Source organism: Bacillus sp. KH172YL63 (genome assembly GCF_011398925.1).
GTDB lineage: Bacteria > Bacillota > Bacilli > Bacillales > Bacillaceae_B > Rossellomorea.
On the sequence record NZ_AP022842.1, the window covers coordinates 3,077,129 to 3,091,589 of the forward strand.

Annotated in this window: 8 protein-coding genes and 1 other annotated feature; of the genes, 2 read left to right on the plus strand and 6 right to left on the minus strand. The window is 45.7% G+C overall.

Features of this window, described 5'->3' with window-relative positions:
* Nucleotides 1-3: 3 nt before the first annotated feature.
* On the plus strand, nt 4-1,875 hold the full coding sequence (locus tag KH172YL63_RS15815; RefSeq protein WP_173107006.1) for a hypothetical protein: 1,872 nt from the start codon (nt 4-6) through the stop codon (nt 1,873-1,875).
* 40 nt (nt 1,876-1,915) lie between these two features.
* Here the strand turns inward: KH172YL63_RS15815 and KH172YL63_RS15820 are convergent, their stop codons facing one another.
* The 4 genes from KH172YL63_RS15820 to KH172YL63_RS15835 all read right to left on the minus strand — a co-directional run bounded on the left by KH172YL63_RS15820 (nt 1,916) and on the right by KH172YL63_RS15835 (nt 11,227).
* The gene (locus KH172YL63_RS15820; protein ID WP_173107007.1) at nt 1,916-4,792 is read right to left on the minus strand and encodes a vWA domain-containing protein; all 2,877 of its coding nucleotides are present in this window, start codon (nt 4,790-4,792) and stop codon (nt 1,916-1,918) included.
* Nucleotides 4,793-5,325: 533 nt separating this feature from the next.
* Entirely contained in the window at nt 5,326-7,038 is a 1,713-nt protein-coding gene (locus tag KH172YL63_RS15825) for a sensor domain-containing diguanylate cyclase (RefSeq protein WP_173107008.1), read from the minus strand.
* Nucleotides 7,039-7,133: 95 nt separating this feature from the next.
* On the minus strand, nt 7,134-8,450 hold the full coding sequence (locus KH172YL63_RS15830; RefSeq protein ID WP_173107009.1) for a bifunctional folylpolyglutamate synthase/dihydrofolate synthase: 1,317 nt from the start codon (nt 8,448-8,450) through the stop codon (nt 7,134-7,136).
* Nucleotides 8,451-8,575: 125 nt separating this feature from the next.
* Nucleotides 8,576-11,227, minus strand: coding sequence for a valine--tRNA ligase (locus KH172YL63_RS15835; protein ID WP_173107010.1), 2,652 nt, complete (start codon nt 11,225-11,227; stop codon nt 8,576-8,578).
* Between the two features lie 70 nt (nt 11,228-11,297).
* Nucleotides 11,298-11,524: a binding site (T-box leader), on the minus strand.
* Between the two features lie 164 nt (nt 11,525-11,688).
* Here KH172YL63_RS15835 and KH172YL63_RS15840 point away from each other — a divergent pair.
* Nucleotides 11,689-11,877, plus strand: coding sequence for a hypothetical protein (locus KH172YL63_RS15840; protein WP_173107011.1), 189 nt, complete (start codon nt 11,689-11,691; stop codon nt 11,875-11,877).
* Between the two features lie 37 nt (nt 11,878-11,914).
* On the opposite strand, the gene ysxE is transcribed toward KH172YL63_RS15840, so the two are convergent.
* Nucleotides 11,915-12,949 (minus strand): spore coat protein YsxE, encoded by a 1,035-nt coding sequence (gene ysxE, locus KH172YL63_RS15845; protein WP_173107012.1) that lies wholly within the window; start codon nt 12,947-12,949, stop codon nt 11,915-11,917.
* A gap of 171 nt (nt 12,950-13,120) precedes the next feature.
* Nucleotides 13,121-14,311, minus strand: coding sequence for a stage VI sporulation protein D (spoVID, locus tag KH172YL63_RS15850; protein ID WP_232066043.1), 1,191 nt, complete (start codon nt 14,309-14,311; stop codon nt 13,121-13,123).
* Between the last annotated feature and the right edge of the window lie 150 nt (nt 14,312-14,461).

Below are 14,461 nucleotides of genomic sequence, written 5' to 3' on the forward strand. Positions count from 1 at the left end.
ACGTTGTTAACCAATGAAAGAGGAAACGCCTTATTGACCGTCCTCATCACCTCGCTCGTGATGGTGACGATAGGCATGGCCATCATCAGCTCTACGATCGGTGGCGCCAAAAGAACTGAGGTAAGGGAAACAGACATCGACATTACATACGAAGGCTTAAAAGCGGTCGAAGAGATTTCTGCAAAGCTCGTCTTCCAACTCCAGCCGTCACAAAAGCTCGGCATCGATCAACTGACACCACTGAATATGAATACAAAAGTCGCAGACTTCATCCAATCAGATATCATTCCTTCATACGGGACATCCGATACGATCAAATGCATCACCATCGTCGATGTCAGCGGCCAGACAGCCTATAATCTCCTGGGAGATCATTGCGGGAAAGCAAACTCCCTCACCTATCATACTTTTGGATTGGCGTATTTGAATACCAATCTAACCCGTGTGTATGAATTGATTGTGCAGACGAAAAATCCAGATTCGGAACAGGGTAAAATCGAAAAAACCGTTCGAAAAAGAATCATCCTGTCCCCCATCCCAAGCTTTCTGAAATACACATTGGGATCAAGGGGCATGCTTGAATTGAACGGCTCGCCCCATCTCGTGGGGAACGTCTACGCCCGTTCACTGGGCATCAGTGAGAACGCAAAGTATCAGCTGTCAGCGTCTGACCAGCTGGATGTCGAGGCCCCGTTGCCATCCATCATGGGCGACCTGTATACCAGTTATGAACCGTCCAGCTATGCCGCTATCAAATCTTTGGTTGATGATGAAAAGTTTTATCCCCATCTTCCAATGCCGGAGATTAAACAGGACAGCCAGTTTACAGACATCGCATTCGATCGGACCTATGAAGAGGAAGTCGGCAAAGTGCTGAGTTCTCTTAATCTCCCGCTGGGTACAAGCATTACCCAGGATAATCTGATTTCTGCAATCGGCCGTAATCTCCTTGTGAACACCCCGATTCTCCCACCTATCACGAACGGGATTCTGAATCCCAACGTACAAGGCATCGTGAAATCAAACCGGAGCATCACGGTGAAATCCCTCGCCAATACAGGCGTAGACCTGATCGTACAGGGAGATGTCAACATCCTGGCGAACTCTGCCATGAGTATAGGCAACATCATTTCTACAGGGAATGTAACGATTTCTAATTTGACTGGCGAAATGAATATCGGAAATATCATCGCTGCCGGAAAGGTGTCGATCGAAGCAAATGCACCGGTAAAGATCAGTGACAACATCGTCAGTTTCGACAATACTTCTTTTCAGTCTCAAAATTCCACTTCCATTATCGAAGGGAACATTTTCTCCGGCAGGAATTTAACGATCCAGGGAGATGCCAATGACCCCAATGGTGAGAATGATGAAATCGCATTTGACTCTGTCATTTATGCGAAAGGAAAGACAAGCATTTCCAACCTGAATATCACAGGACACAGCGGTACCTCTGGAACCGGACAGCTCATCCTTCTATCTAAGGGACAGTTATTGGTCACGCGGATGAATGAATTCCAGTACTATGCCGACGAATCAGAGAAGGACAAAGCTTCCCTTTTGCCTGATCCTGCAGAAAGCATCAAACCATTACAGGCCTTCTTCTATACAGACAGTGATGCAACGCTGTACGGGGTCGGTTCCCTCTTCTATGTAAACGGAGGGGTGTTCTCAAGGGGCAACCTGACTGTCAATGCCGTCCGGGGGAATGTGGACAATATGGCAAGTATCAAGACCGACCTTTTTTCGAATCAGGAGGAAAAGTTATCCCGGTTCATCGTCAATTATAATAAAGACGTGCTTCTATCCAAGCTCGATGCCCTTCCGCGGGTCGAGGCACTTTCCCTTATCAGCGATGAGATATTGGTAGAATAAAAAAACGTGGCTATGATCGCTCATAGCCACGTTTTTTATTCTACCACCTTCCATCGATGCTTCCATCTCCGTTACCAGGATTCTCACCTTCATCAGATACCACTTCGAATATTGCAGTGGCTTTAATGTCTGGGTTCGCATCGGACGTCACCGTGATGGTCGTGACGCCTACATTTTCGGGAACCACTTTCCATTCCCCATTTTCTTTGATGATCTTCACTACGCCATTTCCTGTATCCGTGACGCTTTTAATCGCTTTATTGGTAGCATTCGTTGGGTTAAACAAGAGATTCGAATACACGTCCATCTCATCACCTTCGAGCAGCAGCGTGTATTTCGACTTATCAAAATCCATGCTATTGAGCTCGACGAATCTGGATTTCACAATGACACGGATCAATTTTTTGTATCGCCCATTCAAGATCGACACTTCAACCGTGTCCTCACCAGGGGATAATCCGGTCAGTCTGTTTTCCTTGCTACTCACATCTTTGCTGTATGCAGCATTGATGAACTTGTCGCGTCCAGGAAGGACATTTACAGCATAATTCTCATTCGGCCTTCCAAACGGGAAGATATCGATGTCGAATGACTTCGTTTCTCCTACGTATAGTTCGATAAGGGAAGGCACAGAGATTAAATTCTCGCCTTCAATCGAGACCGTTTTGGAGACGACCGCACCTTCGACTGCGAATCCTCCATTCGCCCTCACCTGCACTTCATTCTTTCCGATCTTATCAAGGAGCTTTTCTTCCCCGAGACTGATGCCGGCCCATCCGCTTAAGAGTTCATCCTCATTTAGGATGCGATATTCATACGTTACACCGGCACCCGGCACGCCTCTTGAAAGAATGAACAGTGCTTCGTTTGAAATCGTTGAACGGTCTGCCAATACATTTTTAGTAACGCCATCCTTCAGCGTCAGTTCAGGGATGAATGACAACACAGCCCCCGTTCCATCCTTATACGTAATAGCAAGTTGTGTGGAAGAGCTTGTTAGCGCCTTTACAGCAGTATTCGGGAATGTATTGTTCACACCCGGTTCAAGAACGGCTGTCACATTCTCTGAAAGGAGCTGGACCCTTACCTTCTTGATCGTTCCGTTCGCATAACCGTCGTAGGCATATTCAATCAGGTTATGGAACTGTCGCGTCCTTACTTTCGCACTGATTTCACTTTGATTGGGATTTAAGTTACTGCTTACTTTTTGTCCGTATCTTGAATCTACATAATACACTTTCGCCTGAGGCATCTTCACATTATTGACAGCCCAGACAGCCTTTAAGCTGACAGGGATGTTCAGGGTGGCTTGGGAGAACCTGCCGTTATCAAACGTCATTCTTTGCGATAACTTGATGACAGCCGTTCGTTGTCCGTTGATATTCTCGATCGTGATCCCGGTTCCCTCATTCATCTCCACTCCGTCTGGCAATGGTTGATGAATCGTGATCTCACTAATCTCCCCTTTGGCTTTAGGGTTTACGAGTCCACCAAAGTTCAGCTGATAGACACCTGAAAACTTATTCGTCTCTTTCCCCTGTTCAATGATTAAGTTAAACAGTTCCTGATTGATTTTACTGAGTTCGAGCATACCGGTGACAGAAGCAGGTGCATCATCCTTCACTTCGATCGTAACGGATTTTTTGGCCGTATTTCTCCATGCCGTTTCTTCTGCCGTCTTAAATTGGATTTTCATATCTTTGAAAAGATATGATCCCTTTGTCGAAAATTCAACTGGAAGGGAAATCGTGATCGGCGTCGGTGCTCCCTGTCCTACTTCATACACACTTGAAAACGGAATGTATACCGTATGATTGACAACTTTATATTGATTGCGGTCAACAGATACATTTTCAGGTAAAGGGACGACTACTTCCCCGTCCAATTTAACCGAGTTCAACTTATTGGCTAGCTTTTCAAATGCATCGGATACGCTTCCTTCACTTGCCTTGATGAAGCTTCCCGACGTCTGGCCTGCAAGCATTTCGAGGTATCTGTCGTCGAGGTCACCTTCCCCGTAGCCAAGGGTGTGCATGGTGATTCTGTCATTATAGATTTCCTTCGACACCTCTAGCCCTTTTTGTTTGATCAGCGCCTGCATCTGCTGGCTGTTGGTCTCCACATCTGCCGGGTTGTACCAGCCGGCATTGAACGACGTGCCGTCCATCGAGAATGTTTTGACATATAAAGATTTCAGCTTGCTGTTATCAGGCGAATATATTTTGTGTTGCCATTTATTATAGTTATATTTGTATTGATAATCATAGATGACCTGCTGATCGCTTTCGACGACACCGGTTTCACCGCAGAAAATCCAAACCGGTTTGATACATATCTCTTTCTTTACCTTGTCTATCGAAGAAGCAATCATCGGCTGTCCGTCGGTTAAGAACACGATATACTTTTCATTAGGTGAATTTCTCAGCATATCCTTTGCTGCCCTTAAAGGGTCAGTATAGTTGGTTCCGCCACCGGCAGTCGTGTATAACATGGAAGTTTTAATCGCTGTGAGGTCATTGCTTAGCGGAAGTATCGTTTCAACTTCTGAAGAAAATGTGATGAGTGAAAAGCGGTCGTTTCTTTGTTTGTTTTTCTCGAAGAATTGAACAGCATTGGTAAGGCCGTTCTTTGCATTTTGCATTTTATCTTTTGTATTGTTCATGGAACCCGATTTATCAAATACGAAAACAACATCGATTGGCGGGCGGTTTGTTTCTTTCACTTCCCCGGAAGGCACGATATTGAAATCCAAAGATGCCTTTGCATTTCCGTCAACCGGCTTGACGATCACTTCCTGGGATGGAGTCACATTGAAGTTCACACTCAAATCTGCATTCCCGGCGGCATATGTAGTGGTTGAATGAAATAATAGTGCAAGAAACAACATTAACAACGGAATTTTTGGCTGAATTCTCATAATATCCCTCATTTTGGTTATCCTATAATGCTTTCATTATATCAATCTTGAAACTATTTTAATAGGACTTACTGCTCAATAACGGAGATTTTTGTCAAATATATTTGCGAATGAACAATCTGGCTCTCCACTTTATATAAAAGGCTGTATTCGTGAACATTGTGGCTTTTAAAAAGCGAGATGCGGTTGATTTCCGCTCCAGATGCTCGCTTTCCGCGGGGATGGCGGTGAGCCTCCTCGGACTGCGTCCTGCGGGGTCTCACCTGTCCATCAGTTCCCGCAGGAGTCGAGCATCTTCCGCTCCAATCAACCATCGAAGATAAAAACCATAAATTCACTGGATTAATTCATCTTCTGAATAGTAGTAATCATCGTCATTCAAATACAATGCCATTGATTCATTGCTATGGCAATTTTTTATTCCAAAGTCTCAAATTATCGGATGCTCACATTAACGTCTACTAATAGCAACAATCTATACGAAAAGAGTCATATAAAAAGGATGTCTACTGCATGAATAGACATCCTTTCTATTATTTTGCGTATTGTGCCACCCGGTTCCGTCCGGCCTGTTTGGCACCGGTGTAGAGGGCCCGGTCGGCGTGGCGGATGAGTGCCATCGTATCGTCTGCGTCTTCAGGCGCGGACGCCACCCCGATGCTTGCGGTGATGCGCACCATCATCTTCCTGTTCGATTCATCCAGGCTGTCATGAAGGGTGAACGGCTGGTTCGCAATCTTGCTTCTGACAAGCTCGGCGATGCACAGTGCTTCCTGCCGTTCGACATCAGGAAGGAGGATGATGAATTCTTCCCCTCCGTATCTTGCTACCGTCCCCTTTTTATCAATCAATGCCAGCAGGCGGTTGGCGAGCTCGATCAGGATTTCATTCCCACTCTGATGACCATAGTTATCATTAATGACTTTAAAATGGTCCAGGTCAAGCATGATGAGTGACAGGCTTTTCCGTTTTCCCGCTTCGAGGTTGTTGAACTCCATGGAAAGAAGATCTTCGAAATAGCGGTAGTTGTAGAGTCCGGTGAGGGCACAGCGTTCACTGTTCCGCTTCGTCCTCTCATGATGCCTTGCATTGGCGATCGCGATCCCGAAATAGGAACAGAGGATATCGACAATCATTAGCTGATACTTTTCGTATGCTTTCTTTTTCGATGAAGCAAGGAGGAGGATCCCCCTCACCTTCTGGCTTCTGACGATCGGTACACATAGTACGCTTTCCACTCCATCCGGCATGTACCCTTCCACGATATCAGACCATTCAGCACGGCATGTGTACATGACGGACTTCCCTGATTCCCAGACGGCACCACTGATTCCTTGATTTTTCCTGAGGGGGAGTAGGTTGTTCGATTTCATCTCTCCGTTTTCGACCCTGCGCAGAAGCACCAGTTCCTCTTCATGGCAATCAAGTATGTACGCATATTCCACCGGAAGGGTTTCGATGATTTTCTCTATGAAAATATCAAGCACTTCCTTCACCTTCAGGCTCTCTGTCAGCTGATGCCCGATTTCTCCCGCCTTCTGAAGATACTCATTGATCTTTTCAGATGAATTATAAAGCTTCAAAGTGATCGAAAGGCTGATGAACGGGATACCGATCAGCAGGGATGCGAAGGCGCCAAGTTGAAAGGTTAAATAATAGAGTGACAGGGATAGCGGGAACATGATCATATTGGCCATGAAATCCCACGCAAAGTCCTTTGTGTAAAAGCGGACATCATGGTTTGCCACGTAATGGTGATACAAAAGCAGCAGAACTTGATTGACCATGATCGATGCGACCTGATAGCCGAGTATCGGAAGGATCAAATCACCGATATCCCTCATTCCGACGTCTCCGCCGAGGATGAAATAAAGAACCCCGCTCACGCATGATACGATGAAAAACATCAGGGAATTAAGCGGAACCCTGTGCCAATCAATCTTTGATACTTTCAGCTTGATGAGCAAAGGGATAATCGAAAATTGCATGAGGATGATCTCAACAAATAGTCCATATTTGATAAAACCGACAAGTGTCACCCATTGAATGAAGAAGATGGTAGACCCGTTGATCACAATGGGCATGAGCGGGATCACAGCAGCAAAAGCAAGGAGGCTGATGAGCTCCAGCTTATTTCCTGCAATATTTTCAGGCGGACAATAGTGATAAGTGATAAATAATCCTGCAGGTACAACCACAAGCCACGCCAGCAAGATATACAGCTGTTTCTTTTTGGATAAGGTCATCTTTATCCCCCATACGTATTCCATTTCAAATTAGTAAAAGTCGTAGTTAAATAGTCACAAGTTTAAGAATATTTTATCAAATACCCTCACTAAAGTCACTTATTATTTCTATAATTTTCAAGATATACAGACAGGAATGGCTTCACTTCTGAAAGAAAATAGAGGGATCCTGTCACGAGCAGCACTTCCTCACTGTGCATTTCCTGAACTTTCTTTTTCAAGTAGTCTTTCCAGTGAGGGACTTTCTCTTTATTTGGATGCGCCGATGCTTCATAAAGTTCTTCCGCTGATGCGACCCTTGGAAACTCAAAGGTCGTGAAAGCGATTTGATCTGCTGCAGCTCCCAATTGCGTGATCATCGGCTTCAGCTCTTTGTCGTGAAGGGCTGAAAAAAGGATCGATACTTTCTTATCTGTAAATCTCTCCCCGATTGTTTTCACCAGCGCCTTCACACCTTCCGGATTGTGAGCACCGTCGATATAGATTTGCGGATCATCCGACAATGCTTCCATCCTCCCTGGCCACGTTGCTTTCATCAAGCCAGACTTCCAGTTCTCCACGTCTGTATCGAATCCTTCTGTTTCCTTCAGGAGCTCAACCACTTTGAGGGCGATCGCCGCATTATTGATCTGGTGCGTCCCCAGCATGGACAGCTCATAAACTTCAGTGCGTACCCGTGAACTGAACTGGAACCGTTCTCCCTTTTCAAGCAGCGCGACCCGCTCTGCTGAAAAAGCATCCCCAAGTTCGAAAAGCTCACTGCCCATTTCGGCCGCTCTTTTTCTGATTACCGACTTCGCTTCCGGCTGATCCACCCCTGAAATGACCGGCACGTTCTTTTTAATGATACCGGCTTTTTCATAAGAGATGTCTTCAAGTGAATTGCCCAGGAACTGCATATGATCAAGCCCGATACTCGTGATGACCGAAACCATCGGTGTGATGACATTCGTCGAATCCAGTCTGCCCCCAAGGCCGACTTCGTAAAGGACGAGATCAACCAAGTTCATTTCAGCAAAATAATAGAAGCTCATGGCCGTAATGATTTCAAATTCAGACGGTCCACCCCATTTAGTGTGTTCCATTGCCTCTGCAATTGGCTTAATCTTTTCAACCAGCTCGGTGAGCGCTTCATCTGAAACAGGTTGCCCATTGACGCTGATTCTCTCATTGAAGCGCTCGAAATAAGGGGAAGTGAACGTCCCCACCGTGTAGCCTGACTCTTCGAGGATATGGCGGACGTAGGTGACGGTTGATCCCTTTCCGTTCGTCCCGCCGATATGGACCGTTCTCAGCTTTTCATGAGGGTTGCCCAGTTCTTTCAATAAATGATTCATCCGCTGAAGGCCAGGCTTGATTCCCAGTCTCAGCCTGGAATGGATCCACTCCACTGCTTGTTCATAGGTTAGCATGTGCTTCACTCCCATTATTATCATGAAAAAAGAGGGCTTTTTCCAGTATGGATCAGGAGATACTGCCTCTCCCGATCCATCCTGAAACCAATAGCCCTCGTCTTACCCTTTATACTCAGCAGGTTTTATACTGATTTTAGTTCTTCAATTCTTGCTTTTACTGTTGCCTGCTTTTCAAGATAATCTTTTTCTTTTGCTTTTTCCTCATCTACTACGTTTTGAGGGGCTTTGCTGACAAATTTCTCGTTGTTCAGCTTGCCTTGAACGCGGGATACTTCCTTCGTCCATTTTTCCAGTTCTTTCTCAAGACGGGCAACTTCTTCCTCAATATTGATCAAGCCTTCTAATGGAAGGAATAAGTCTACTCCGGTCACGACGGCTGTCATCGCTTTTTCAGGCGCTTCTAAATCTGTACCCATTTCAAGCTTCTCAGGATTACAGAATTTCTCGATATACGCCTGGTTTCTTTCGATGATACCGAGCGTACGGGCATCCTTCGCTTTCAACATTAAATTGATCTGCTTGCTCATCGGTGTGTTCACTTCAGAACGTACGTTACGAACCGCGCGGATGATGTCGACAAGAAGCTTCATTTCTTCAGCTGCTTCGTTGTCTGTAAACTCATCTTGAACCGTCGGCCATGCTGCGATCGTAATGGATTCGCCTTCATGCGGCAAGTTCTGCCATATTTCCTCGGTAATAAACGGCATGAATGGGTGAAGAAGTCTCATTGTGTTGTCGAGAACATAAGCAAGAATCGAACGTGTCGTTTTCTTAGCTGCTTCATCCTCTCCATACAGAGGCAGTTTCGCCATTTCAATATACCAGTCACAGAAGTCATCCCAGATGAAGTTGTAAAGAAGTCGGCCCACTTCACCAAACTCATATCGGTCAGCCAAACGAGTCACATTTTCTATCGTTTCATTCAGGCGGGTAAGGATCCACTTGTCGGCAACCGACTTTTCACCTGAAAGATCGATTTCTTCGTATGTCATGCCATCCATATTCATCAGGGCGAATCGGGAAGCGTTCCAGATCTTATTCGCGAAGTTCCAAACAGATTCCACTTTTTCAAATGAGAAGCGAAGATCCTGTCCTGGTGAACTTCCGGTTGTCAGGAAGTAACGGAGGGAATCGGATCCGTACTTTTCGATGACATCCATTGGGTCTACACCGTTTCCTAGTGATTTACTCATCTTACGTCCTTCTGCATCGCGGACCAAACCATGAATGAGAACATCTTTGAATGGTCTTTCTCCGGTGAACTCCAACCCTTGGAAAATCATCCGCGATACCCAGAAGCCAATAATATCGTACCCTGTAACAAGTGTGTTCGTTGGGTAATAACGCTTAAAGTCTTCTGCATCCAGATCAGGCCAGCCCATCGTTGAGAATGGCCATAATGCCGAACTGAACCAGGTATCCAACACGTCTTCTTCCTGGGTCCAATTTTCGATATCTTCAGGTGCATCTTTCCCTACATACATTTCACCAGTTTCATTGTGGTACCATGCAGGGATTCTGTGTCCCCACCAAAGTTGACGGGAGATACACCAGTCACGGGTGTTTTCCATCCAGCGTAGGTAGGATGTTTCAAAACGTTCAGGAACAAAATTAACTTTGTTCTCACCTTCTTGAAGTTTAACCGCTTCTTCTGCCAATGTGTCCATTTTAACGAACCATTGAGTAGAAAGATAAGGCTCAACCACCGCTCCGCTTCGCTCAGAATGTCCAACCGAATGCATATGCTCTTCGATTTTGAAGAGGACGCCTGCGTCTTGAAGGTCCTTCACGATCTGCTTACGGCAGTCAAAACGATCCATGCCGTTATATTTGTCTGCTTTTTCGTTCATCGTCCCGTCTTCGTTCATCACAAGGATGCGTTCCAGGTTATGACGGTTTCCGATTTCAAAGTCATTCGGGTCATGAGCTGGTGTGATTTTCACCGCTCCGGATCCGAATTCCATATCCACATAATCGTCGCCGACGATCGGGATTTCACGGCCAACGATTGGAAGTGTCACGGTCTTTCCGATCAGATGCTTGTAGCGGTCGTCTTCCGGATGTACCGCTACGGCAGTATCTCCGAGCATCGTTTCCGGACGGGTTGTGGCAATTTCGATATGTCCGCTTCCATCAGCCAATGGATATCTCATATGATAGAACGCGCCTTGAACGTCTTTATGGATAACCTCGATGTCAGAAAGGGCCGTCTTCGTTGCAGGGTCCCAGTTGATGATGTATTCGCCGCGGTAGATCAATCCTTTTTTATAAAGGTCGATGAATACCTTCTGAACTGCGTCAGATAATCCTTCGTCAAGCGTAAAGCGCTCACGGCTGTAGTCAAGACCGAGTCCTACCTTCGCCCACTGTGCCCGGATATGCTCTGCATATTCTTCCTTCCACTTCCACGTTTCTTCAACGAACTTTTCACGGCCAAGGTCGTAGCGTGAAATCCCCTGATTGCGGAGTTTTTCGTCCACTTTTGCCTGTGTGGCGATACCTGCGTGGTCCATTCCAGGAAGCCAAAGGACATCATAGCCCTGCATCCGCTTCATTCTTGTCAGGATATCCTGAAGCGCCGTGTCCCAGGCATGACCCAGGTGAAGCTTTCCGGTTACGTTCGGAGGAGGAATGACGATTGTATACGGCTCCTTCTCCTTGTCGTTTGCTGCTTCGAAGTATTTTCCTTCAAGCCACCATTTGTATCTGCCTTGTTCAATCGCATTCGGATCGTATTTCGTCGGCATCGATAATTGTTGATCTTGCGTTTCCATTGAAATTCCTCCTATATCATCGTATGAAATCATACACTTTTCTAAAAAAATAAAAAAATCCCCCGTCCTGTAAAAGGACGAAGGATTCCATTCGCGGTACCACCTTTTTTCTCAGGAGAATACAGCCTCCTGAACGCTCGACTTCCATAACGGCTTCTAACCGGCTTCTACTACTGACATTCATAGAAACAGCTCCCCAGGCGACCTTCCATTGTCTTAACGTAGAAAATCTCTCAGCAAACGATTTTCCTCTCTGAAAGTAAGGATCAATGTACTCTTCCTGTTCATTGCTTTTCGCATATTATTCAGTTACTCATTATAGTATAGGATAAGATAAACTTTCGTCAATCATTATTGGCATTTTTCATGAAAAATATTCAAATCGCCTATACCCGGCACCAATATGTATCGAAATCATAAGATAAAGTAGTGTAAATACCCAGGAAAGTGAGTGGACCACTTTGAAGAAAATCAATCAATATACCCTTCAGAAATGGATGGGAACCGCCCGGTTGATTTGTAAACAGTTCATCATCCCCTTTTCAATTTTTCAAGGAATCAGGACCATTTTGCTCCCTACCACCTTTGATGTGCTCTTATTGACGCTTTTCATCGGCATCGGCCTTGCCATTTATTTCGACTGGATTTAATGGACCGACGAAATGGGGACATTCGTCAGTCCTTTTTTTATTCTCCCTCGGCTGCCTGTGCCTGTTCCTTCTTTTTCTTTTCCATTTCATCGAGACGCATGACGACATATTCTGTATTTTTCAGAAGCCAGTAGTGCCGCTGCAACTTCTTGACCGACTTCCTTTCATTCCTCTTATCCTTCGGTGTATGGAAGTACTTCTCCGCCACTGCGATGACTGAGCTCGGATACGCTAAATAACTCATGAACAGGAGCCGCTCCTCGTTCCGGACGGCAAAATGATGGAAATACGTAGTGAGCCACTCGACACATTCTTCATAATACTTCGGATACGTTTTCAGCGTCCTTGATAAAAAAGGCAGCAGGTCGTGAAACGGCGAGCCGATTTTTGAATTCTCGAAGTTATGGAAATACCCCATCCCCCGGTCATCGAACAGGAAATGCTCCGTCGATACCTTTCCGTGGGTGATGACGGTCCTGACCTTCTCCATTTCCTTCGTTTCTTCGTACCATTCATCCAGCATCTTTCGGGAAAATTTCAAAGCCTGTGACGCATCTTTATAGTACATACAAAAATGCAGCTGAAACGGGGACATATACGTCGTCTTCTCGCAAGCTTCTACATACTCATCAAGGAATTCCTGCTCTTTATCCCACCTCGATGTGAGCAGGTCATAATGGGACTCCCTCTCTTCTTTATCGATCTTGACTTCCTGAGAAGAAAGAGAATGGAGGCGGGCGAGTTCCCTGAACATTTTCTGGTGCTTCTCAAAGCTGTCTTCCCTTTCCTGATTCAAAAGCCATGGCATCACATAGTATAGATCGCCTTCATTCCACACGGCGTACCGTCCATCAAGGGTCGGATAGATGGGGACGATCCGGTTGTAGCCCCGTTGAAAAAGCAGCTGTACATTCCGGACGAAATCCACTCCGTTCTGTGCAGGGAGCTGCTTCACCGCCAGGGTACCCTTGTTGGAGAAAACCTTCGAGATCTTCCCGTAGCTTTCCACAAAATGTGGTTCGACGCCATAAGGCTGCAATACAGGCTTTAATCCATCGAGCGTTTGTACCATTCCTCTCACCTTCTAAGATTTCTATTCTGTTCATCAGTATTCAGGTCATGCCATCCATGCTTCATAACATTCACCCTAAAAAAAACGGGCCAACTCCAATCATCCTGGTGTCAGCCCCGTCTTTTCGTTTATAAAAGAATGTCATCGTCATGCTGACATTGCTTTGACATTTTATCCCTTGAAGACAAATTCGCTTTTCGGGATGTAAAGAACCTGCCCGACGTATACATCCTGGTTGGCCTCAAGCTGATTGACCCTTAACAGCTGAGGGATTGTTAAGTCATACTTCTCAGCGATAAAATCAAGGGTCTCTCCCTCCTGGACGATGCATACACGCAGGGTTGCGCCTTTTTCCTCTTCTTTCCTTGCAAAGAAATCTGTCAGTGAAATCGTTTCATATTTCTTCTTGCCTTTTGTCTTTTTCTTTTCATCCTGCTCTTCGCCGCTTTCTTCCATTTCAGCTGAAGAGGATGAGGAGGATTCTTCTTCCTCCGCTTCCTGGGCCTTAGGCTTCGGCGGAGGGGTATAGACAGCCTTCGGTTCTGCATGCTGCTCTTCAGAAGACTCACTCAGTTCATGTTGAGGCAATTGGAAGACATTTTCTTTCCGGTAGTCGATTTCTTCATACGTATGAGCCGGTTGGGCATCGTATTGGATCTGAACAGGAATTTCGTCCTCCGCTTCCTTAGGCGGCGTCTTCCCTTCCAGGCTGAACGGCCGGTATTCTTCCTCTTCCGCTTCCGATTCCGCCTCTTCTTCTTCAACGGTCGACGTCTCGTCACTTTCAGAGTAGATGCCGTACTCGAACACTTCTTCTCTTTCCTCTTCCGTTTCCACTTCTTCCTCCACTTCTGCTACGGCCGCAGACCTGTACAGTGGCTCGAATTCTTCTTCCCTGCCATACTCGGCCTCAAGGGGCGTATGGGTTTGCTGTTCTCCATATATACCGGTAATCGTCAGATCGGCATTCAATTTCAGGCACGCATTTTCAGGCACATGATAATCAAATGATTCGACGTACACATCAATATCACCGAGGCTTGCAATCCGGTTTTTCGGGATGGTCACATCGACCGGGAAGCGGTGGACAAACTCATACTCCCCTTTCTCCCTCTTTTCCACAGTCTGGACGAACTTCCCGCCCCCTTCGAACCCGTCATCTTCCTCTTCACGTAGAGAGGTTGGCAAATATTCACCAGAGAGGTCAAGGCTGCCCCTAATAAGTACATATTGCTCTTGCTCTTGAATCGTTATATGGGGATCTAAGGAGATGGATAACAGTTCTTCAACTTCCTGTCCTTTTTTAAACCAAATTGATTCTTCCAAAGAAAATCGTAAGCACGATTGTTGTTCGTGTGACAAAGAAATTCCTCCTTTCATGTTCCAAACAAAGAAATAGTAAACAATGCCATTATCACTTTATGAACGCAAAAGGCGGAATATGATAGTTAACGAAAAGTTGTCGCAAGTTTAAGGATGTTATTCAGCTGAGGGTGATGGAACCAAAAAAAG